General features: G+C 67.9%; 26 protein-coding genes. 10 read left to right on the top strand and 16 right to left on the bottom strand.

Annotation, left to right across the window (positions count from 1 at the left end):
- Positions 1-53: 53 nt before the first annotated feature.
- The 8 genes from AC0IZJ_RS02095 to AC0IZJ_RS02060 all read left to right on the top strand — a co-directional run bounded on the left by AC0IZJ_RS02095 (position 54) and on the right by AC0IZJ_RS02060 (position 8,298).
- Complete coding sequence (locus AC0IZJ_RS02095; protein ID WP_471846153.1) at positions 54-956, top strand: DMT family transporter; 903 nt, start codon at positions 54-56, stop codon at positions 954-956.
- A complete protein-coding gene (locus AC0IZJ_RS02090; RefSeq protein WP_471846151.1) occupies positions 956-1,546 on the top strand; it encodes an RluA family pseudouridine synthase in 591 nt (196 codons plus the stop codon). The genes AC0IZJ_RS02095 and AC0IZJ_RS02090 overlap by 1 nt, the downstream gene beginning before the upstream one ends.
- A gap of 142 nt (positions 1,547-1,688) precedes the next feature.
- The gene (locus tag AC0IZJ_RS02085) at positions 1,689-3,158 is read left to right on the top strand and encodes a hypothetical protein (protein ID WP_471846149.1); all 1,470 of its coding nucleotides are present in this window, start codon (positions 1,689-1,691) and stop codon (positions 3,156-3,158) included.
- 45 nt (positions 3,159-3,203) lie between these two features.
- Positions 3,204-3,860: a hypothetical protein gene (locus tag AC0IZJ_RS02080; protein WP_471846147.1), complete on the top strand. Its 657-nt coding sequence runs from the start codon at positions 3,204-3,206 to the stop codon at positions 3,858-3,860.
- 21 nt (positions 3,861-3,881) lie between these two features.
- Positions 3,882-4,559, top strand: coding sequence for a hypothetical protein (locus AC0IZJ_RS02075; RefSeq protein ID WP_471846145.1), 678 nt, complete (start codon positions 3,882-3,884; stop codon positions 4,557-4,559).
- Positions 4,560-4,591: 32 nt separating this feature from the next.
- Entirely contained in the window at positions 4,592-5,296 is a 705-nt protein-coding gene (locus AC0IZJ_RS02070) for an SDR family NAD(P)-dependent oxidoreductase (protein WP_471846143.1), read from the top strand.
- 60 nt (positions 5,297-5,356) lie between these two features.
- Positions 5,357-6,202, top strand: coding sequence for a Tim44 domain-containing protein (locus AC0IZJ_RS02065; protein ID WP_471846141.1), 846 nt, complete (start codon positions 5,357-5,359; stop codon positions 6,200-6,202).
- Positions 6,203-6,300: 98 nt separating this feature from the next.
- Complete coding sequence (locus tag AC0IZJ_RS02060; protein WP_471846139.1) at positions 6,301-8,298, top strand: S9 family peptidase; 1,998 nt, start codon at positions 6,301-6,303, stop codon at positions 8,296-8,298.
- Here AC0IZJ_RS02060 and AC0IZJ_RS02055 read toward each other — a convergent pair.
- From AC0IZJ_RS02055 to rpsP, 9 genes are all read right to left on the bottom strand, one after another.
- On the bottom strand, positions 8,273-8,800 hold the full coding sequence (locus AC0IZJ_RS02055) for a histidine phosphatase family protein (protein ID WP_471846137.1): 528 nt from the start codon (positions 8,798-8,800) through the stop codon (positions 8,273-8,275). The two genes, AC0IZJ_RS02060 and AC0IZJ_RS02055, sit on opposite strands and share 26 nt — an antisense overlap.
- On the bottom strand, positions 8,800-9,561 hold the full coding sequence (gene cobS, locus AC0IZJ_RS02050) for an adenosylcobinamide-GDP ribazoletransferase (protein WP_471846135.1): 762 nt from the start codon (positions 9,559-9,561) through the stop codon (positions 8,800-8,802). Before cobS ends, AC0IZJ_RS02055 begins: the two co-directional genes overlap by 1 nt.
- Before the next feature lie 2 nt (positions 9,562-9,563).
- Complete coding sequence (gene cobT, locus AC0IZJ_RS02045) at positions 9,564-10,589, bottom strand: nicotinate-nucleotide--dimethylbenzimidazole phosphoribosyltransferase (RefSeq protein ID WP_471846133.1); 1,026 nt, start codon at positions 10,587-10,589, stop codon at positions 9,564-9,566.
- Position 10,590: 1 nt separating this feature from the next.
- On the bottom strand, positions 10,591-11,580 hold the full coding sequence (locus AC0IZJ_RS02040) for a CobD/CbiB family protein (protein WP_471846131.1): 990 nt from the start codon (positions 11,578-11,580) through the stop codon (positions 10,591-10,593).
- A 23-nt stretch (positions 11,581-11,603) separates the two neighbouring features.
- Positions 11,604-12,290, bottom strand: a complete 687-nt coding sequence (locus AC0IZJ_RS02035) for a CoA pyrophosphatase (protein WP_471846129.1) — start codon at positions 12,288-12,290, stop codon at positions 11,604-11,606.
- 66 nt (positions 12,291-12,356) lie between these two features.
- Positions 12,357-12,710, bottom strand: coding sequence for a 50S ribosomal protein L19 (rplS, locus tag AC0IZJ_RS02030; protein ID WP_394480002.1), 354 nt, complete (start codon positions 12,708-12,710; stop codon positions 12,357-12,359).
- A gap of 135 nt (positions 12,711-12,845) precedes the next feature.
- Entirely contained in the window at positions 12,846-13,586 is a 741-nt protein-coding gene (trmD, locus tag AC0IZJ_RS02025; protein ID WP_471846126.1) for a tRNA (guanosine(37)-N1)-methyltransferase TrmD, read from the bottom strand.
- Between the two features lies 1 nt (position 13,587).
- The gene (gene rimM, locus AC0IZJ_RS02020; protein ID WP_471846124.1) at positions 13,588-14,178 is read right to left on the bottom strand and encodes a ribosome maturation factor RimM; all 591 of its coding nucleotides are present in this window, start codon (positions 14,176-14,178) and stop codon (positions 13,588-13,590) included.
- Positions 14,179-14,183: 5 nt separating this feature from the next.
- Positions 14,184-14,441, bottom strand: a complete 258-nt coding sequence (gene rpsP / locus AC0IZJ_RS02015; protein WP_457424633.1) for a 30S ribosomal protein S16 — start codon at positions 14,439-14,441, stop codon at positions 14,184-14,186.
- Positions 14,442-14,622: 181 nt separating this feature from the next.
- On the opposite strand from rpsP, the gene AC0IZJ_RS02010 reads away from it, so the two are divergent.
- Together AC0IZJ_RS02010 and AC0IZJ_RS02005 are read left to right on the top strand one after the other, a co-directional pair.
- Positions 14,623-15,171, top strand: coding sequence for a GNAT family N-acetyltransferase (locus AC0IZJ_RS02010; RefSeq protein WP_471846121.1), 549 nt, complete (start codon positions 14,623-14,625; stop codon positions 15,169-15,171).
- A 73-nt stretch (positions 15,172-15,244) separates the two neighbouring features.
- Positions 15,245-15,676: a TM2 domain-containing protein gene (locus AC0IZJ_RS02005; protein WP_471846120.1), complete on the top strand. Its 432-nt coding sequence runs from the start codon at positions 15,245-15,247 to the stop codon at positions 15,674-15,676.
- On the opposite strand, the gene AC0IZJ_RS02000 is transcribed toward AC0IZJ_RS02005, so the two are convergent.
- From AC0IZJ_RS02000 to AC0IZJ_RS01970, 7 genes are read right to left on the bottom strand one after another with little or no spacing between them, the layout of a single operon-like run.
- Positions 15,670-16,680, bottom strand: coding sequence for an inorganic phosphate transporter (locus AC0IZJ_RS02000; RefSeq protein WP_471846119.1), 1,011 nt, complete (start codon positions 16,678-16,680; stop codon positions 15,670-15,672). The two genes, AC0IZJ_RS02005 and AC0IZJ_RS02000, sit on opposite strands and share 7 nt — an antisense overlap.
- Before the next feature lie 12 nt (positions 16,681-16,692).
- Entirely contained in the window at positions 16,693-17,340 is a 648-nt protein-coding gene (locus AC0IZJ_RS01995; protein ID WP_458232531.1) for a DUF47 domain-containing protein, read from the bottom strand.
- A gap of 59 nt (positions 17,341-17,399) precedes the next feature.
- Positions 17,400-17,756, bottom strand: coding sequence for a DMT family protein (locus AC0IZJ_RS01990; protein ID WP_471846117.1), 357 nt, complete (start codon positions 17,754-17,756; stop codon positions 17,400-17,402).
- 20 nt (positions 17,757-17,776) lie between these two features.
- Positions 17,777-18,253 carry a 2-amino-4-hydroxy-6-hydroxymethyldihydropteridine diphosphokinase gene (gene folK / locus AC0IZJ_RS01985; RefSeq protein WP_471846115.1) on the bottom strand — a complete coding sequence of 159 codons (477 nt, stop codon included), beginning with the start codon at positions 18,251-18,253 and terminating at the stop codon, positions 17,777-17,779.
- Positions 18,250-19,821: a polynucleotide adenylyltransferase PcnB gene (gene pcnB, locus AC0IZJ_RS01980; protein ID WP_471846113.1), complete on the bottom strand. Its 1,572-nt coding sequence runs from the start codon at positions 19,819-19,821 to the stop codon at positions 18,250-18,252. The genes folK and pcnB overlap by 4 nt, the downstream gene beginning before the upstream one ends.
- Positions 19,818-20,486, bottom strand: coding sequence for a histidinol-phosphatase (locus tag AC0IZJ_RS01975; protein WP_471846111.1), 669 nt, complete (start codon positions 20,484-20,486; stop codon positions 19,818-19,820). Before AC0IZJ_RS01975 ends, pcnB begins: the two co-directional genes overlap by 4 nt.
- A complete protein-coding gene (locus AC0IZJ_RS01970) occupies positions 20,483-21,169 on the bottom strand; it encodes an HdaA/DnaA family protein (RefSeq protein ID WP_471846109.1) in 687 nt (228 codons plus the stop codon). Before AC0IZJ_RS01970 ends, AC0IZJ_RS01975 begins: the two co-directional genes overlap by 4 nt.
- Between the last annotated feature and the right edge of the window lie 19 nt (positions 21,170-21,188).

Genomic DNA, 21,188 nt, shown 5'->3' with positions numbered 1-21,188 from the left:
CCAATTGCAAGGTCGGCTATCGTGCCAGCCCTTTGCACGCCGCGCCGCCGTTGATGAAGCTGACCCCACGTCTCGCCCTGCTGTTGACGCTGCCGCCGCTGCTGTGGGCCGGCAATGCGGTCGTCGGGCGGCTGGTGCGCAACGACATCCCACCCATGACGCTGAATGCGCTGCGCTGGGGCCTGGCCTTCCTGCTGCTGGCGCCGCTGGCCTGGCGGCTGCTGGCGCGGCCGCGTGAGGCGCTGGTGCGCTGGCGCAGCCTGGCCTGGCTGGGCTTTCTCGGCATGGGTTGCTACAACGCGCTGCAGTACCTGGCCCTGCACACCTCGTCGCCGCTGAACGTCACCCTCATCACGGCCAGCATGCCGGTCTGGATGCTGGGCGTGGGCGCCCTCTTCTACGGCGTGAAGCCGTCCCGCCGCCAACTCGCCGGCGCTGCTCTGTCGCTGGCCGGCGTGGCCCTGGTCATCGCGCGGGGCGACCCGGCGGCGCTGCTGGCCGTGCATTTCGTGCCGGGCGACCTGCTGATGCTGTTGGCCATCTTCACCTGGGCCATCTATTCGTGGATGCTGGCGCGGCCGATGAAAGGCATGCGTCCCGGCGAAAAGCCGGACTGGAATTGGGCCGAGTCGCTGATGGCGCAGCTGATGTTTGGCGTCGTCTTCTCGGGCGTTGCCGCCGGCGTGGAGCAGGTGGTGGCGCCGGCCGCCATCCACTGGAGCCCCATGCTGGTCGCGGTGCTGGTCTATGTCGCCGTTGGCCCTTCGCTGATCGCCTACCGCTGCTGGGGCATGGGCGTGGCCGAAGCCGGGCCGGCGCTGGCCGGCTTCTTCGTCAACCTGACGCCGGTGTTCGCCGCCATCATCTCGGCCGCGCTGCTCGGCATCGCGCCCGCCTGGTACCACGGCGTCGCCTTTGCGCTGATCGCCGCCGGCATCGTCGTTTCTTCGCGGTGATGCGCATCGTGTACGCGGACGACCGCCTGGTCGTCATCGACAAGCCGGCAGGGTTGCTCAGCGTGCCGGGCCGCACCGATCCAGATTGCGCCAGCTCGCGCGTGCAGCAGCTTTACCCGGATGCCCTCGTCGTGCATCGCCTGGACCAGGCCACCTCCGGCCTTCTGCTGTTCGCGCGAGGTGCCCAGGCGCAGCGCGAGATCAGCGCCGACTTCGCCGAGCGGCGTGTCGGCAAGGTGTATATCGCGGTGGTGGCCGGGCGGCTCGAAGGCGAAGGGCTGATCGACCTGCCGCTGGGTGCCGACTGGCCGAACCGGCCGCGCAAGCAGGTGGACATGGCGCGCGGCAAACCGTCGCAGACGCGCTGGCGCGTGCTGGCGCATGAAGGACCTCACACGCGTGTGCAACTGGAGCCGCTGACCGGCCGCAGCCACCAGTTGCGCGTGCACATGGCGGCGCTGGGCCACGCCATGCTCGGCGACACGCTGTATGCCGCGGCAGACATTGCTGCCGCCAGTTCGCGACTGCTGCTGCATGCCAGCGAACTCCGCATAAGCGGCAAATACTTCACTAGCGCTGCCGAGTTCTGAGGCGAACCGCCCCAACCCCATTTTTAAGATACCCCCCGTTACCAACGCGTGATGTCGTACCCGGTCCATCGAGCCGGGCGCATTGAGGGACCCGGGGCGAAGAATGAAGAATGGTGCCAGGAGCTTGTGGGCTGCGCTTTGCATGGCGTGTCTGTTGCCGCTCAGCGCGCGCGCGCAGCAGGCGGACCCGGCGGTCTGGGGTGTCTATGCCCGCCTGATCGGCGCCACGATGGCCTACGAGCGGAACGAGTCCCTGACCTTCAGCTGGTACTGGAACGGCGACAAGACGGCCATCGTCGAGGATCAGGGCAAGCACCTGGACACCGGCGAGATCAAGTCGCTGGGCGGAGGCAGACTGGCCCGCTTCGTGAAGGGCGATCTGATCTGGAGCGGCACCATCCAGCCCGATGGCTCGGTGGTCTGGGATGCGGAGGGCAACTTCTTCACCAAACGCGCGGGCGGCCCCTTCCGGATCCGCCTGGACGGCGATTCGGCGCTGATCGAAGAAAGTGTGGAACTGGAGAACGGCAAGGTCACCTGGACCTCTAAGCGCAGGCGCTGGGTCGGCAGCCTGCCCGCTGCAGCTCCGGTGGTCGCTGCGGCATCGGCGCCCGACGCCGCCGCAAGTTCCCCACTGATCGTGGCGGACGCGAAGCCGGTTGAAGAGAAGGCCGGCCCTCGTGAGCTGTCCGAGCAGGACCTGGCGAAGCTGCGCGCCAGCATGGCCCGCGACAAGCTGCAGCGCGCGGAACTGCTGAAACGCCAGCAGGAAGAGGCGCGTCGCCAGGAAGAGGCCCGACGCCAGCAGGCCGAATACAACGCAAGGATGGCGGCACAGCGGGCCATGGAAGAACGCGAGGAGGAACGCGCCTCCAGCGACGCCTTTGCCGGTGCGCTGATGAGCGGCCTGAACACCTTCAAGAACGAGGTGGCGAAGAACCAGGCGCAACAGGCCCAGCAGCAGGCCTTTCTGGCGAACCTCCAGCGCCAGCAGAACGAAGCGGCCGCACAGCGGCAGCGCGAGCAAGATCGCCAGCGTCAGGCTGCGGCGCAGCAACAGGCGCGCACCGTCGTACCAGCGGGCACCACGGCGGCGCCCCCTGGCGGCCGCCCCGCTACTGCGCCTCACGGCCAGTCCGCGCAGTCCGCGCAGGCGAGCCAGACCGAGGCCGCCGAACGGCAGTTGCGCGAGCGTGCTGCGGCCGAACGGCTGCGACTTCAGCAGGCCGCGCTGGCGCCCGTCGCAACAACCGGCATCGCCCCTGCTGCCCCGTCAGCGCGTCAGGAGGCCACCACGCGGCCGCCGACGCCCTATGCCGCCGTGCTCAGGCACAACATGGCCAAGGGAAGCAAGTCCAACACCTATCCCACCTGCTACTCCAACGTGCTGCGGCTGAGCATCCCCCATGGCCAGTCGCCCGGCAGCGTCATCGAGCCGCTGTATGCCCAGTTCGTGGCGCTGTGCGAGCGCCAGGTCGACGGCGTGCTGCGTGGAGCGCTGACCGCCCAGCCGTCCTGGTTCAGCGACATGCAGGGTGACGACTTCCGGAGCCTGCTGCAGGGTTGGCAGGGCTCGAAGGAAAACGTCCAGGTCCAAGTGGCAGGGCCCTGAGACGCGCCCGCTTCATTCTTCAATACACACAAAGGAATAGACGAGATGCGATCCATCGCCAACCTGCTGATGCTCGCCTGCGCCATGGCGCCGCTGGTGGCAGTGGCTCAACAGGCCCAAACCGCCGAAGGGGCGCAAAAGTTCCTGGCGGCGGTAGCGAGGAAGGGCAATGCGCATGCATGGTTCGTCGACGCCCAGGGCCGGACCAACTACGTGCGCGGCAAGGCGACCAGGACCACGACCCATGTCGGCGTTCTTGGTACCGATGAACAGAAGTCGCAGCACGCGGTCGAGAAACAGCTGTCCGCCTTCACCGTCGGCGAGATCGACACCCAGTCTGCGGACGGCAGGCCGGACGCCTGCCTGACCCGAATTCCCAGATGGGAGGCCCGCGAGCCGCTGACCGAGACCCGCAACTGGACCACGACCGATGAAGGCATCCTCATCGACACACCCATCGTTCATGCCGAAACCAGCACCTACGAGCCGGCGCCGGAGCTGCTGGCGCCGCACTGGATCGATTGGCGCAACGTCAAGCTCAGCCGCGCGACGAACGGTGCCCAGATGACCGCGTCGTTCAAGGAAAAGCTCTACACCGCCCACCTCGCCTTCACGGGCGAAGCCGAGTTGCTCGACCGCATCGAGTACGCGATGAAGTTCCTCAAGCTGAGCTGCGACGACACGTCGGCCACGGGCTTCTGAGCCAGCGGAGACCGAGCTCCGATGAACAAGATGCGATCGCTTGCGATGCTGAGCGTGCTCGGCTGCACGCTTTGTGCGACGCTGGCCGAGGCCCAGCAGCCCGCACAGACAGCCGACGGCGCACAAAAATTCCTGGCAACGCTGGTCGCGAAAGGCAACGCAACGGCCTGGTTTATCGATGCCCAGAACCGGCGCAACTACGTGCGGAACATGGCGAAGGTGACCACCGTCGAATTCGCCGCCGTGTTCTTCGACGACCCCGTGGAGTGGCAGAAGCCGATCGAGAAACAGCTGTTGCCCTTCACGGTCAGCGAGATCGACACGCTGGGGCCGAGAGGCAAGCCGGACGCCTGCATGACGCGGCTGGCCAAGTGGCGCGTGAACGAGAAAGAGCAACTGGTCGAAACCCAGACCTGGCGGACCACGAAGCCAGGCTTTCTGAAAGACCAGCTCTACGAGCACAGGCTGAGCGGCAGCTATGAGCCGTCGCCCGAACTGCTGGCGCCGCACTGGATTGACTGGCGCAACGCCAAGCTTGCGCGCACGCCCGAGGGCACGCAGATGACGGTGTCGTTCAAGGCCATGGACCTCACCGCCAACCTGGCCATCACCGGCGAGACTGAGCTCATCGACCGCGTCGAGTACGCAATGAAGTTCCTGAAAATGAGCTGCGACGACAGCACGGCCACCGGCTTCTGACCTTGACGCCTGCGGGCCGCTAGAGTCGGCCCATGCACCTCTACATCGTCACTGGCAGCTCGCGCGGCCTCGGCGCCGCCCTCGCCGAGCAACTGTCCAGGCCCGGCAACGCCGTCATCGGCATGGCCCGCCGCCAGAACCCGGCGCTGAAGGCCGAGCAATGGACGCTCGACCTCGCCGACCCCTTATCCGCCGCTGAACGCCTGCAGGCCTGGCTGCGTGCCAACACGAGGTGGGCCAGCGCCACGCTGATCAACAACGCCGCGCTGCTGAGTGCCCCCGGCCCTTTGGCCGCGACCGAGCTCGCCGAGCTGTCCGCTGCACTGCGCGTCGGCCTGGAGGCACCAACGCTACTGAGCCGTGTCTTCCTGGCCGAGACGCCCGGCGTGCCCGCGCGACGCATCCTCAACATCTCGTCGGGCCTGGGCCGCCGCGCCATGGCCGGCAGTGCTGCCTACTGCGCCATCAAGGCGGGGCTGGACCATCTCAGCCGGGCGCTGGCCCTGGAGGCGCCCGACGTGGGCGTCGTGTCCCTGGCGCCCGGCGTCATCGACACCGACATGCAGGTGCAGCTGCGCGGCGCCGACCCGACGCAATTCCCGGAGCAGGCCCGTTTCCAGGGGCTCAAGGACGGCGGCCAGTTGCAGACGGCCGCAGCAACAGCGGCATCCATCATTCAGTTTTTAACGCGGCCAGACTTCGGAAAAACCATCGTCGCCGACATCCGGGATGCTTGAAAATCCTGAATCTAGCCCTCAGGTACGCTGGGCTCGTTCCCTATCTTCTGGAGACTGCACATGAACCGCATCCTCGCCGTGAGCCTGGCCGCCCTGCTGGCCTTCGCCCTGCCCGCCCACGACGCCGAGGCCAAGCGCCTGGGCGGCGGCGGCATCAAGCGCACCACGCCCACGCAGACCACGCCGCAGACACCACCGGCGCAGCAGGCCGCACCGGCCAAGCAGGCCGCCGCACCCGCTGCGGCGCCCGCTGCTGCAGCGCCCAAGCGCTCCTGGATGGGCCCCATCGCCGGTCTCGCCGCCGGCCTCGGCCTGGCCGCGCTGGCAAGCCATCTCGGCTTCGGTGCCGAACTGGCCAACATCATGACGATGGTGCTGATCGGCCTGGTCGCGGTCTTCGTGATCGGCTTCCTGGTGCGCCGCTTTGCCAAGCCCAAGGCGCAACTGGCCGGTGCCAACGGCGCCAACTTCCGCGCCGCCCAGCCGGAATGGGCGCCTCAGGCTGCTGCCCCGGTAGCGGCCGCTTCGTCGATGGCCAGCGTGCCGGCTGACTTCGACACCGCAGGCTTCGAGAAGCTGGCCAAGCAGGTCTTCCTGCGCCTTCAGGCCGCCAACGATGCCGGCGATCAGGCCGACCTGCGTCGCTTCACCACGCCGCAGATGTACGCCAGCATCCAGCACGACCTGTTGGAGCGCGGCAGCCAAAAGCAGCAGACGGAGGTGCTGCAGCTGAACGCCAGCGTTGTCGACATCGCCACCGAGAACGGCGAGCAGATCGTCTCGGTGCGCTTCTCCGGCCAGGTGCGCGAAGACGGCGCCCCGACGGCCGAGGACTTCGACGAGATCTGGCATCTGGTCAAGGCCGGCGAGGGCTGGCTGATCGCCGGCATCCAGCAGACGGCATGACCGACACCGTGACCAAGGACATGGCGGGTTAGACCCGAGTCCGACTGGCACGAAAATGGGCGCTTCAAGCGCCCATTTGCCTTTCTGAGGCTTTGACCATGATTCGTCTTTCCCTCTGCGCCCTCGGCACGACCCTGCTGGCGGCCTGCGCTTCCGCGCCTACCGCGCCGGAAGCCACCATCACCCCCAACGCCAACCTCGTCGTGCAGGGCATTCCCGCCGTGCCGCAGAGCCTGGCCGACGCCATCGGCCGCTACAACGACTTCCGAGGCCACGCCTTTTCGGACTGGCATCCGACCCAGCGCGAGATGCTTGTCAGCCACCGCAAGGCCGGCGCCAACACGGCGCAGATCTTCCGCGTGACGGCGCCGCTGACCGACGGCGAGCAGCTCACCGACGGTATCGACCCTGTGGCCCGCGCGACCTATGAGCCACGCACCGGCCAGTACATCGTTTTCGAGCGCGCCACCGGCGGCAACGAGGTCGCGCAGATCTACCGCCTGGCGCTGAACCAAGCCGGCTCCCAGCCGGTGCTGCTGACCAGCACCGACGAGCGTCATTCGATCAACACCTGGCTGCGCAAGAGCGGCCAGCTCGTCTACTCCGCCGTGCCCATCGACCGCACGGCCCAGGGCGGCACGCGCACCAAGATCACGACGACGCTGTGGCTGATGGACCCGGCCAAGCCCGAAGGCCGCCGCAAGCTGGCCGAGCTTGACGGCGGTGGCTGGGCCGCGAGCCGCCCCTCGCCCGACGAACGCCTGATCTCGTTGACGCGCTATCTGTCGGCCAACGAATCGCAGATCTGGATGCTGGACCTGGACAGCGGTGTGGCCAAGCAGGTGGCACCCGCCGCCGGCAGCCAGGAGGCCAAGGCGACCTACTCGCCGGCCGGCTGGGCGCCCGATGGGCGCACGCTGTGGATTGCCAGCGACCGCGCCGGCGAGTTCCGCGAGCTGATGAAGCTGGACCTGGCCAGCGGCCGCATCGACCGCGTCAGCAGCCACATACCGTGGGACGTCAGCGGCGTCACGCTGACCGAGGACGGCAGCCGCCTGGCGGCCCAGTTCAATGTCGACGGTCGCGACGAATTGCGCTTCTTCGACACGACAACGGGCAAGGAAGTCCCGGCCCCGGCCGCGCTGCCGAACGGCACCGTCGGCACGGCTTCATACCACCGCGCCCGCAGCGAGCTGGCCTTCTCGATCAGCAATGCCCAGGGCCCCGGCCAGATCTACTCGCTCGGCACGGACGGCAAGGTCCAGCAGTGGACACGCGCCTATGCGCCCCCGGGCATCGACACGTCCGCATTCACCGAGCAGAAGATCGTGCGCTGGAAGAGCTTCGACGGCACCACCATCTCCGGCCTGCTGACGCCGCCGCCAAAGAAATTCACCGGCAAGCGCCCCGTGTTGATTGCCATCCACGGCGGCCCGGAGTCGCAGGCGCAGGTCGGCTTCCTCGGCCGCAGTGCCTACTACGCGCAGGAGCTTGGCATGGCGGTGATCCAGCCCAACGTGCGCGGCTCCAGCGGCTACGGCAAGAGCTTCCTGGCCATGGACAACGGCTTCAAGCGCGAGGACTCGGTCAAGGACATCGGCGCGCTGCTGGACTGGATCGCAACCCAGCCTGACCTCGACGCCTCACGCGTTCTGGTCACCGGCGGCAGCTATGGCGGCTACATGACGCTGGCCGTGTCGACGAATTACGCGGACCGCATCGCCGGCGCCATCGACGTGGTCGGCATCTCGCACTTCGTGACCTTCCTCAACAACACCGAGAGCTACCGCCGCGACCTGCGCCGCGTCGAGTACGGCGACGAACGCGACCCGGCGATGAGGGCGCATCTGGAGAAGATCTCGCCGCTGACCAACGTGGCCAAGATCAAGAAGCCGCTGTTCGTCATCCAGGGCAAGAACGACCCGCGGGTGCCCTACACCGAGGCCGAGCAGATCGTGGCCAAGGTGCGCGAGGGTGGCACGCCCGTCTGGTATCTGCGCGCCGAGAACGAGGGCCATGGCTTCCAGAAGAAGGAGAACCAGGACTTCCAGTTCTACGCGACCGTACTTTTCATGAAGCAGACGGTACTGAAGTAGGCCGTCCGTAGGCGGGTGGCGGGGGCCAGTTCGACGGCGTCGGCGGCCCGCCCTGCCAGTGCCGGGCGTTGATCCAGCCGCCATGCCCCACGGCCAAGGCACAGGGCGGCTGCCACGCGCGGGCACGTGCCAGCAGCGCATTCAACGACTCGCCACCGTCGAAGTCGAAGCGGCAGAAGTCGCCCATCCAGCGCTCAAACTCGGCCGCTGCGATGTTGCTCCAGGACTGTCCGTCCCAGGCTCCAAAGTCCATCTCCGCCAAGGCCGGGTCGACCCGCCAGGCGAAGCCCCAGCGAGACAGCCAACGCCCCACCGCAGCGGCACGCACCAACGGCGATGTGACGACCTCGCGTGGCAGGCCGTGGCGGCGCGCGTGGGCGCGGATGCGGTGGGCCAGACGCTTGGACTTTCGCGGGTCGACGGCCAGGTCAGTCCGGCCGCCAATGCAGCGGCCCTCGGCGCCACGCGGCCTGGGGTGGCGCCAGATCGTCAACGCCGGCATCAGAACGAGGCGGTGAAAGCCAGCAGCACGGCTATTTCCGCCAGCTGCTCGGTCGCGCCGAGGCCATCACCGGTGTAGCCGCCCAGGCGGCGCTTCAACCATTGGCGCATCAGCAGCGCGACAACGGCGGCGGCTGCCACGGCGGCGCCCAGCTTGGGCAGGTAGACGCCGCTTGCTGCCAGCGCAACCACCAGCAGCCCGCACCAGCCCAGCGCGATGAGGAAGTTGCGCGGCGCCACAGCCAGCGCCAGCGGCTTGGCCTTGGCATGCTCCGCATCGCCGCCATAAGGCAGGCTGACCATGACGCCCACAGCCGCCGCGCGGGCCAGCGCGTGGCTGGCCAGCAGGGCCGCCACCGCGCCCAGCATCGGCCGCGCCGCCAGCACGGCCAGCAGCGCCGCGCGCAGCAGCAGGCTCAAGCCCAGCGCCAGCGCGCCGTAGCTGCCGATGCGCGAGTCCTTCATGATGGCCAGCGCTCTGTCGCGCGGCACGACGCCGCCCAGCGCATCGAAGGTGTCGGCGAGGCCGTCCTCGTGGAAACCACCGGTCAGCGCGACCGTGCCGGCCAATGCAAGCGTGGCGGCCACCCAGGCCGGCCAGAGATGCGAGGCGCCCACCAGCACCGCCGCCCCGGCCGCGCCCACCAGCGCACCGACCAGCGGGAAATGCCGCACGCAGTCGTTCAGCCAGCCCGGCTCGAAGCGGTCGAGCCGCACCGGCAGTCGGGTCAGGAACTGCAGAGCGACGAGGAAGAGCTTCATGTTCAGTCGCGCTTGCTGACGCCGGCGCTGTCGAAGCTGGCCATGTCGGCCAGCAGCGCGCAAGCGGCGGTCAGCAGCGGCCACGCCAGCGCCGCGCCACTGCCCTCGCCCAGGCGCAGCTCCAGGTCCAGCAGCGGGCAGGCGCCCAGGCGCAGCAGCCAGCGCGCGTGCGGCCCTTCGGCCGAGCGGTGAGCGAACACGCAGGCTGCCAGCACGCCGGGCCGCAGGGCCTCGGCCAGCGCGACGGCGGCCGTCGTGATGAAGCCATCGACCAGCACGACCCGGCGCTGGGCCGCAGCGGCAATGACACTGCCGGCCATCGTGACGATCTCGAAGCCGCCCAGCGCGGCGGCGATCCGCAGCGGCGTCTGCGCCCCTGCGTTCACGGCCAGCGCCTCGGCCAGCACGGCCAGCTTGCGCGCCATGCCGGCGTCGTCCAGACCGGTGCCACGCCCGACGCAATCGGCCAACGGCAGGTCCGTCAGGCGCTGCATCAAAAGGCTGGCCGACGAGGTGTTGCCTATGCCCATCTCGCCCAGCAGCAACGCGTTGCCGGGCAGGCCTTCGACGAGCGCCATGCCGTTGCTCAGTGCACGTTCGGCCTGGTCGCTGGACATCGCCGGCCCGGTGCTGGCGTCCGCCGTGCCGGGCGCGATGCGCAGGTCCACAGCGCCGTCGGCCAGCGGGGCATCGACGCCGCAGTCTGCAATCGTCAACGCCAGGCCCTGCTGGCGGGCCAGCACCGACACGGCCGCACCGCCCGCCAGCATATTGGCCACCATCTGCGGTGTGACCTCGCGCGGATAGGCAGACACGCCGCGCCGCGACAGGCCGTGGTCGGCAGCAAAGACGACAAGCTGCGGCTCGCGCAAGGCCGGCCGCTCGATGCCCTGGATCAGCGCGAGCTGCAGGGCCAGCGCTTCGATGCGGCCAAGCGCGCCCAGCGGCTTGGTCTTGTGGTCCAGCGCATGCTGCACACGAGCGCCCAGACCGGGCTCGGCCAGCGCCGGCAGTTCAGGCAGGTTCATGTCAGCCGACGAGATTGGCCAGGCTCAGCAGCGCCAACAACAACATCCACAGCACGACCGAACGCCAGACCAGACCGACGACGCTCTGCAGGTGACCCAGCTGCGGCGGCGCACCGCCGGTCGAGCCGGCGGCGCCCGTGGTTTCAGGCTCGGAGCCGGCATCGAAGGTGCGGCTGCGGTCGGGCGTGATGCCAGGGGCCGCAGCGCCGCCCAGTTGCAGGCCGACGGCGCCGGCCGCGGAGGCGAGGATGATGCCCTCGTTGGGATGCAGCCACAGGCTGGCATCGCGCCGCCAGGCGTTCACCGCTTCCTCGAAATTGCCGACGATGGCAAAGCCGGCGGCCGTCAGCCGCGCGGGCACATGGTCGATCACGACGAAGGCCTGGCGCGACAGGGCCAGCAAGCGCTGGTTGGTGGGCGCGTCCAGTGTGCGGCTCCGGAAGGCCCAGTAGCGGCTGGCGAACTCGGCCATGCGGTAGAGCACCGCGCCCGCCGGGCCCAGGCCCAGCGTCGAGCAGACGATGAACCAGAAGAACACGCCGAAGACGTGGCGGTGCGCGGCCAGCAGCGAATGCTCGATGACGTGGCGGATCAGCTCGTTGCGCGGCAGCTCGCTGGCGTCCAGGTGGCGCCAGTCGGCCAGCAACTGTCGCGCCGTCAGATCGTCACCGCGTTCCATCGCGTCACGGATGTCGGTGAAGTAGTGGCTGAACTGCCGAAAGCCCAGCGTCAGGTAGAGCACGAGCACGTTCAGCCCCAGCGCCAGCAGCAGACTGAAGTGACGCAGGCCCCAATAGGCGAGCGTGAGGACCAGGCCAGGCACGATGACGGTGATGGCCCAGACGATGACGGCGTGGTGCTCGTCACCGGCGTCGAAGTTGCGGCCCGTCCAGCGCACCCAGCCGATGACCGACTCATGCACGCGATTGCCGTGCCTCAGGGGCTTGAGTTGTTCACACAACAGGGCCAGCAGCACCGCGAAGAAATTCATGGGCGGGGATGATAGTGGCGCGCTCAGGCGGCAATCAGAAGTCGGTAGAGGTTGCGCAACATCGCGGCGGTTGCACCCCAGATGAAGTACTCGCGCCCGGCCGCCTGCCACGGCATGGACAGGAAGCGGCGCTGGGTGCCAGCGAACTCAAAGGCGTGGTGGCGGTGGTGCGCCGGATTCATCAGGAAGGCCAGCGGCACTTCAAAGGCTTCTGCGACCTCGAAGTCGTCCAGCTTGAGCGTGAAGCCCGGCTCGACGAGAGCGACGACCGGTGTCACCTGGAAGGCCGTCACCGTCGAATAGATCGGCAACTGGCCGATGACGTGGATGTAGTCGCTCGACAGGCCGATCTCCTCTTCAGTCTCGCGCAGCGCCGTCGCGACGGGGCCGTCGTCCTCGGGCTCGACGCGGCCGCCGGGAAAGCTGATCTGGCCCGCGTGGTCGCGCAGGTGGTCGGTGCGGCGGGTCAGCAGCAGCGTCAGGCCTTCGGGACGCTGCACCAGAGGAATGAGCACGGCGGCGCCGGCCGGCTCTCTATCCGAGAAGAGGCCACCGTCGCCTGCAAATTCTGGCGTCCAGGCCGACAGCGCTGCGACTCGGGCACGGATGGCCTCGGCCGTCAGCGCCGCAGCGGGCACGGCGGGCAGGTGGTCATCGACGCCCGTGATCGGCGCGAGTTGGGGCTGGGTGATGGCGGGGCGGCGAGTCATGAGTCGGAAAAACAAAAGCCGCCGAGAGCGTAGCTCCGGGCGGCCTTGGCGGTGGGAACCGGCTGATTAAGCCAGCTTCTCCTTGATACGTGCCGACTTGCCCGAACGCTGGCGCAGGTAGTACAGCTTGGCGCGGCGGACATCGCCACGGCGCTTGACTTCGATGGTCGCGATCAGCGGGCTGTACAGCTGGAACGTGCGCTCCACGCCTTCGCCGCTGGAGATCTTGCGGACGATGAAGCTGCTGTTCAGGCCGCGGTTGCGCTTGGCAATCACGACGCCTTCGTAAGCCTGCACGCGCTTGCGGGTGCCTTCAACGACGTTGACGCTGACGATCACGGTGTCGCCAGGGGCGAAGGCCGGGATGGTCTTGTTCAGGCGAGCAATTTCTTCTTGCTCAAGGGTTTGGATCAGGTTCATCTGTACTCCTGGGATCTTGGCGGGACGCTATTTATGGGGATGTTTGCAGCCGGAGTGCTTTTTCAAGCATTGCAGCCACTCGACCCGCCAGAGGATCGGACAGCCCGCTAGTGTAGCTCAAGCCAAGGGTTTTGCCTAGAGCTTGGCCAGGAAGGCCTCGTCGGCTCTGCTCAGTTGACCAGCAGCCCGGGCAGCCACGATCAGCTCCGGTCGGCGCGCAGCCGTCAGCGCCAAAGACTGCTCACGGCGCCAGCGCTTGATGTCGGCGTGGTGGCCGGACATCAGCACGCCCGGCACGGCTCGGCCGTCGACAAGCGCCTCGGGCCGGCTGTAGTGCGGGCAGTCCAGCAGGCCGTCCGAAAAACTGTCCTGCTGGTGCGACTGGGCGTCGCCGAGCACGCCGTCCTGAAGGCGCGCGACGGCGTCCAGCAGGGCCAACGCCGGCAGCTCGCCGCCGGACAGCACGAAGTCCCCCAGGCTGAGCTCCAGCGTCACATGCCGGTCCAGCACGCGCTGGTCTATGCCCTCATAGCGGCCGCACAGCAGGATGGCGCCGGGGCCGGTCGCCAGTTGCTGCACGAGTGCCTGGTCGATGCGGGCGCCGGTGGGCGTGAAGTGGATGACGGCGGGCTCTGCCTCGCCACGGTCCGCCCTGGCAGCCGCCAGCGCCTTCTCAAGCGGCTCGACCAGCATGACCATGCCAGGGCCGCCGCCATAGGGCCGGTCGTCGACGCGGCGGTAGTTGTCGTCGGCGAAATCGCGCAACGACCACAAGCGCACATCGACCTGACGACTCTCGAAGGCCCGCCGCGTGACGCCATGCGTCAGGTGCGGCGCGAACAGCTCCGGGAAGATCGTCAGGACGTCGAAACGCACGTCAGTAGTCCACGCCCCAGTCGACGCGGATCTGTTTCGCTTCCAGGCTCACGTCGTCCACAAAAGCGCCAACGAAGGGAATGAGCTTCTCCTGATCAGGCTTGGCCGGCTGCTCGATGCCCGGCGGCAGGATGCGCAGCACGGCATGCGGCCCGGTGTCGATGAGACCGATGACACGACCCAGGGCCTGGCCCTCGCGGTTGACGACGTCCAGGCCGATCAGGTCGACCCAGTAGTACTCGCCGTCACCGGCGCGCGGGAAGTCGGCGCGCGAGATCCAGATCTCGAAACCGCGCAGCGCTTCGGCGCCATTGCGGTCGACGACACCATCGGCGCTCGCCACGAGACCCTCGCCGTGCTCGCGCATCGACAGGATCTTCAGCTCGCGCTGACCCGTCTTGGGCGCGACGGCCTTCAGGAACCACCGCTTGGCGGAGGACAGCGCGTCGGCCTGGTTCGAGTAGGCCTGGACCTTGAACCAGCCCTTCACGCCCCAGGCGTCCAGGATGTGGCCGACCTGGATCAGGTCATTGGGCTCAGAAGCAAAAGACGGCGCCGAAGCGCCGTCTTGTTGAGGCTTGTTGCCAACCACGAGGGTCAGGCGGCAACAGCAGCCGTCTTGGCGTCACCCACGAGGCGGGTCACGGTGGGCGACAGCTGGGCGCCAACGCCGATCCAGTACGCGACGCGATCCTGCTCGACACGCAGCTTTTCGGCGGCGCCAGAGGCGACGGGGTTGTAGAAGCCGACGCGCTCGATGAAGCGACCGTCACGGCGTTGTTGGCTGTTGGCGACGACGATGTTGTAGAAGGGGCGCTTCTTGGAACCGCCGCGAGCCAGACGAATGACAACCATGATGTTTCCTAAATGTTGGGCGACCACTGCACGAGGAGACACTCAGGGCTAGCAAGTCGAATAGCAGGAACCCCTGCCGGGGGAGGCTCTGTAGATACGCCGCAGCCAATCTGCGACCAGCGCCAAAACCCAGCATTATAAACTCGTCCGCGCCCGTTTTTGCTTAGCCTCAAGCCAACAGATGTCACAGCCCTCCGCCGCCGCCCTGCCTTTGACGATTCGCCCGAGCACAGACGCCGACCTCGCCACCATCCAGGCCATCTACGCCCACGCCGTCGAGCATGGCACTGGCACCTTCGAGACCGAGGTACCGAGCGTCGACGAAATGGGCCGCCGCCGCGCCGAGGTGCTGGGCCGAAACCTGCCTTGGCTGGTGGCCGAGCGCAACGGCGAGCTGCTGGGCTATGCCTACGCCAATTACTTCCGGCCGCGCCTGGCCTATCGCTTCTGCGTCGAGGATTCCATCTACCTCGCGCCCGCCGCCCAGGGCCAGGGGGTGGGCCGGCTGCTGCTGGCCGAGTTGCTCGCGCGCTGCGAGGCAGCCGGTGCCCGCCAGATGCTGGCCGTCATCGGCGACGCGGCCAATGCCGGTTCCGTCGGCGTGCACACGGCGCTTGGCTTCGAGCACACCGGCGTACTCAAGAGTGCCGGTTGGAAGTTCGGCCGCTGGTTGGATGTGGTGCTGATGCAGCGCTCACTGGGCCTGGGCGACAGCGCCAGCGCTGAATGAGCGCCGCGCCGGGCCGCCCCAAGCAAGCTCGCTCCCGCTTGGCGGGACAGGCCGCAGGCCGAAGGGTGCGTCGATGAACGCGGCGATCAAGCACAAGGCCGTCGCGACCTGGCTGGCCCTTCTCGGCGGCATCTTCGGTGCTCACCGCTTCTACCTGCACGGGTTCAAGGACCGATGGGCCTGGCTGTTTCCGCTGCCGACGTTGCTCGGCTTGCTCGGCCTTCAGCGCATGAACGCGCTTGGCCAGGACGACCGCCTGGCCTGGCTGCTGCTACCGCTGCTGGGCATCAGCTTGGTGGTTGCCCTGCTCGGCGGCATCGTCTACGGGCTGATGCCCGACGAGCGCTGGAATGCCCGCTTCAACGCCGGCAAAGCCGCCGCGCCGAGCAGCGGCTGGGGCGCCGTCATCGGCGTCGTCCTGTGCCTGTTCATCGGTTGCACAGCGCTGATGGCGACCATCGCCTTCAGCGCCCAGCGCTACTTCGAATCCCAGGTCGATCAGTAGAGTGCGAAGCTGACCCAGTAGCAGAGCGCAGCCACCAGTGCCGCCGCCGGGATCGTGAAGATCCAGGCCCAGACGATGGTGCCGGCCACGCCCCAGCGCACGGCCGAGGCCCGCTGCACCGAGCCCACGCCAACGATGGCGCCGGTGATGGTGTGGGTCGTCGACACCGGGATGCCCATCGCCGTGGCAAGGAAGAGCGTGATCGCGCCTCCGGTCTCGGCGCAGAAGCCGCCCACCGGCTTGAGCTTGGTGATGCGCTGGCCCATGGTCTGCACGATGCGCCAGCCGCCGAACATCGTCCCAAGGCCGATGGCGATGTAGCAGGAGACGATGACCCAGGCCGGCGGCGAGGCCTCACCAGCCGAGAGCATGCCGGCGGCGATGAGCAGCATCCAGATCAGGCCGATCGTCTTCTGAGCGTCGTTGCCGCCGTGGCCGAGGCTGTACAGCCCCGCGGAAACCAGTTGCAGCCGCCGGAACCATCGGTCGACCCGCAACGGTGACTTGTTTCGACAGACCCAGGCGACGAGGACCATCATCAGCGAGCCCAGCAGGTAGCCCAGCAGCGGAGAAATGACGATGAAGGCGACGGTCTTCCAGATGCCACCCGCGACCAGAGCCGACGGGCCCGCCTTGGCGACGACGGCGCCGGCAATGCCGCCGATCAGCGCGTGCGAGGAGCTTGACGGGATGCCCCACCACCAGGTGATGAAGTTCCAGGTGATGGCCCCCATCAGCGCACCGAACACGACGTGATGATCGACGATGCCTGGCTCGACAATGCCCTTGCCGATGGTCGCAGCCACACTGAGCTGGAAGAAGGCGATGGCCAGGACATTGAAGAAAGCGGCGAACAGCACCGCCTGCTGGGGCTTCAGCACGCCGGTGGAAACGACGGTGGCAATGGAGTTGGCCGCGTCGTGGAAGCCGTTCATGAAGTCGAACAGCAGCGCCAGCACGACGAGCAGGGCCACCACCCAGAAGGCGATCTCAGCGGATGCCATGGATGCGCGGGCTCAGGAGTTCTCGAGGACGATGCCCTCGATCAGATTGGCGACGTCTTCGCAACGGTCCGAAATGGACTCCAACTGCTCGTAGATCGCCTTGAGCTTGATGAGTTCGCGCACATCCGGCTCCTCGCGGAACAGGCGCGACATGGCCGAACGCATGACGCGGTCGGCATCGGACTCCAGGCGGTCGATCTCCTCGCAGGTCTTGATGGCGGCCTCGGTCGTGGCCGGCTGGCTCAGGTGAGGCAGCAGCGTGACGGCGTGCTGCACACGCTCGCAGCAGCGCACCGACAGCATGGCCAGCTGCAGCACCTGCTCCGGAACGGCACGCACGTCGTAGAGCGACAGGGTCTCGGAGGAGTCCTGCAGCAGGTCGACGATGTCATCCATCGCGTTGATCAGGCTGTGGATCTGCTCGCGGTCGATGGGCGTGATGAAGGTGCGGTGCAGCAGGCGGTTCACCTCGGCGGTGACACGGTCCGCGGCGTGCTCGGCCTTGTCGACCTCGTCTGCATACTGTTGGCGCAGCGTCGGATCGTTGTAGTTCTCGATCATTTTCTGGAAGGCGCGTGCGCCTTCCAGGATGAAGCCGCCATGCTCGTTGAACAGCTCAAAAAAATTGCCCTCACGGGGCAGCAGCTTGCCAAACAGCATGGACGTCCTCGGATCTCTGGAAACCGCGCAGTTTACCGGGCGCGGTCACCGAAACGTCATCAAGCTGACCGGAAGATGAAGTAGACAGCACCCATCAGGCACAGCCCGGCCCAGAGGAAGTCGAGCTTCAAGGGCTCGCCCATGTAGTAAAGGCTGAAGGGCACGAAGACGGCCAGGGTGATGACTTCCTGCGTGATCTTGAGCTGCGCAAGGCTGAAACCGGCGCCATGCCCGATGCGGTTGGCCGGCACCTGCAGCAGGTACTCGAACAGCGCGATGCCCCAGCTGATGCCAGCGGCGATCCACCACGGCTTGGTGGCCAGCCCCTTGAGGTGGCCGTACCAGGCAAAGGTCATGAAGACGTTGGACAGCAGCAGCAGGCCCACGGTCTGCCAGCCGGCGAGGGTCGAAAACATCGCTGGGCCTTTTTGAAGGATCAGTAAGGGATGGGGTCACTGCGCTCGATGCGCTGATCCCGCCAAGTGTCACCCTCCGCGAGGTAGGCCAGTTCGGGCGCAATCTCCAGCAGCGGATGCAGCACGAAGGCGCGTTCGCCCAGGCGCGGGTGGGGCAGCGTCAGGCGCGGCGTGTCGACAACGAGCTCGCCGTAGAGCAGCAAGTCCAGGTCGAGCGTGCGCGGCGCATTGCGGTAGGGGCGCTCGCGGCCATGGGCCAACTCGACGGCCTGCAATGCGTCCAGCAGCTCGATGGGCGCAAGCGCCGTGTCCAGCGCCGCGACTGCGTTCAGGAAGTCCGGCCCGCCGGCGTCGACCGGCGCGCTGCGCCAGGCTCTGGACAAGGCCACGAGGCGGGTGCCGGGCAACGCTGCGAGAGCTTGGGCAGCCTGCGCCAAGCTGGCCAGCAGGTCGGCGCCGAGGTTGGCACCGAGGCCGACGTAGGCGCGCGAACTCACTCCGCTGCGGGTGCCGGCGCGGCGCCCTCGCCGCCTCCGGCGGGTTTGCGGCGACGGCGACGGCGCTTGCGGGCCGGTGCGTCGGTGGCGGCTTCGGCCTCGTCACCGGCACCAGGCGCTTCGGCGTCAGCGTCGGTTGCTTCGGCGGGGCGCGGCGCACGCACGACACGCGGCTGCTTCTGCTGGGCGGCGCGGGCATCGGCCAGCAGGGCCTGACGGTCATCGTCGCTGCCCAGCGCAAAGTCTTCCCACCAGTCGGCCAGCAGCGGGTCGATCTCGCCGGCATCGGCGCGCAGGCGCAGGAAGTCGAAACCGGCGCGGTAGCGCGGCTGTTCGATGAGGCTGAAGACGCCCGAGCCAGTGCGGCGCTCGAAGCGGGTCTGCATCATCCAGATCTCGCGCATGTCGCCGGCCAGCTTGCCGCGGCCGGAGATGTCGCCGATGCGCGCGTCGAAGACGGCGTCGATGGCCTGGGCCAGTGCCGGCACGGGCGCCTCGCCGCTCTCGCGGATCTTGGTCCAGCGGTCCAGCACTTCATGCCAGAGCATGCAGGCGAGCATGAAGCTGGGGCTGACGCCGCGGCCTTCGGCGACGCGGCGGTCGGTGTCCTCGAAGGCCTGGCGCACGAACTTGCCGCGGATGCCGTCGTGCAAATCGCCCGTCTCGGTCAGCATCGCGTCCAGCACGGCGAAGATGCCGCGCGCCAGGCCGAGCTTCTTGAGCTGCGCGATGCTGGCCAGCGAGTGGCCGGTCTGCAGCAGCTTGATCATTTCGTCGAACAGGCGCGACGCCGGCACGTTGGCCAGCAGCGCGGCTGATTTCTTCACCGGCGACAAGGTCTTGGGTTCGAGCGTGAAGCCCAGCTTGGCGGCGAAGCGCACGGCGCGGATGATGCGGACCGGGTCTTCGCGGTAGCGGGTCTCGGGGTCGCCGATCATGCGCAGCAGCTTGGCGCGCGCGTCGGCCAAGCCGCCGTGATAGTCCACCACCAGCTGGCGCTGCGGGTCGTAGTACATCGCGTTGACGGTGTAGTCGCGGCGGGCGGCGTCCTCGATCTGCGGGCCCCAGACGTTGTCGCGCAGCACGCGGCCGCTGGCGTCCACGGCGTGGGACTTGCCTTCCAGCTCGCTCTTGGACGTCTTCTCGTTGCCGGCCACGGCATCCGCGGCGTCCGCCTCGGTCGGCAGCGCGCGGAAGGTCGAGACCTCGATGACCTCGTGCTCGCGGCCACGGCCGTAGACGACGTGGACGATGCGAAAGCGCCGGCCGATGATGAAGGCGCGGCGGAACAGGCCCTTGACCTGCTCGGGCGTCGCGTTGGTGGCGACGTCGAAGTCCTTGGGCCGCACGTTCAGCAGCAGGTCGCGCACGGCGCCGCCGACGATGTAGGCCTCGAAGCCGGCGTCGGTCAGCGTCTTGACGACCTTGACGGCCCGCTCGTCGAGCAGTCCGGGGTCGATGCGGTGGACATCTGCCGCGATCTCGACGCGCTGACCGAGCGGGCTGGGCTTCTTGGCGGCGGCTGCGGCAGGCTTGCCGAGCAGTTTGTCGATGAACTTCTTGATCATGCGAAGAGTTGGAGCTGGGGCCAGCCGCGTTCGCTGGCGATCCGCGCGAGCGAAGGGCTTGGATTGGTCGCCACCGGGTGGCTGACGCGTTCGAGCAGGGGCAGGTCGTTGGTCGAGTCGCTGTAGAACGTCACGCGCTCGAAACCGGCCGATTGTGCCCCCAGGCTCCGAAGCCAGGATTCGACCCGTTCGATCTTGCCCTCGCGGAAGCTCGGCACGCCGTGGATGGCGCCGGTGAAGCGACCTTCAACGTCGCGCTCCAGTTCGACCGCGATCAGGTGCTCGATGCCGAAAGCCTCCGCGATGGGCGCGGTGACGAATTCATTGGTGGCCGTCACCAGCGCAATCAGGTCGCCGGCAGCGCGGTGCTTCTCGACCAGCGCCCTCGCCTCGGGCCGCAGCGCGGGCTGCATGACCTCGGCCATGAAGCGCTCGCGCATCGCCAGCGCCTCGGCCTGCGGCCGGCTGCGAAAGGCCGAGGTGGCGAACTCCACATAAGCCGGCAGGTCCAGCGTGCCAGCGTTGTACTGGGCGAAGAACTCGTCGTTGCGCTTGCCCCAGACCTCGCCGTCGACCCAGCCGACCTCAACCATGAAGGTACCGAAGGAATGGTCGGAATCCACCGGGATCAGCGTCCCGTCCAGGTCAAACAAGGTCAGATTCATAAAGTGGGGTCAGAGTCAGTTTTTTCGTCGGCCAACATGGCCTTCAAGAGCGGCAAGGTCAGCGTCCGCTTGCTGGCCAGGGCGAATTCGTCGAGGCGCTCCAGCAGCGTCATCAAGCCCTTGAGGTTGCGCTCGAAACGTGTCAGCAGATAGGACAGCACGTCGTCGCCAAGCAGCAAGCCGCGCCGGTCGGCTTCGCGGCGCAGCACAGCGCGCATCTCAGCCTCGCGCAGCGGCTCCAGCGAAAAACTGGGCCCCCAGCCGAGGCGGGTACGCAGGTCCTCGCGCACGGTGAGGTCGACAGCCGGCGCATCGGCCGTGGCGACGACGGTATAGCCCTGCCCTGCCGATTCGACGAAGAGCGCGAAGGCCGCGTGCTGCTGGCCGGCGTCGAAGCGCTGACAGTCGTCCAGCAGCAGCAGGCTCTCGTGGGCGGGCAGTTCCCAGGGCAAGGCGGTGTCGGCGTCATACCAAGCGACACGCTGGCCAGCGGCCTGCCAGCGTTCGGCCAGGGCGTGCAGCAGGTGGGTCTTGCCCGAGCCCGTTGGTCCCCACAGCAGCGCCGGCGGGTCGCCCGGCATCAGGCCCAGCAGATAGGCCAGGGCCTCGGCATTGGCGCCGGGCAGGAAGTTGTCGAAGCTGTGCGCGGGCGGGGCGAGCAGCGCGAGCGGGATCTGCCTCATCGAGCTTTCAACGGAACGG

Source organism: Roseateles sp. AC306 (assembly GCF_979253795.1).
The sequence above is the reverse complement of the archived record's forward strand: the minus strand, read 5'-3'. Positions and strand labels throughout refer to the sequence as shown.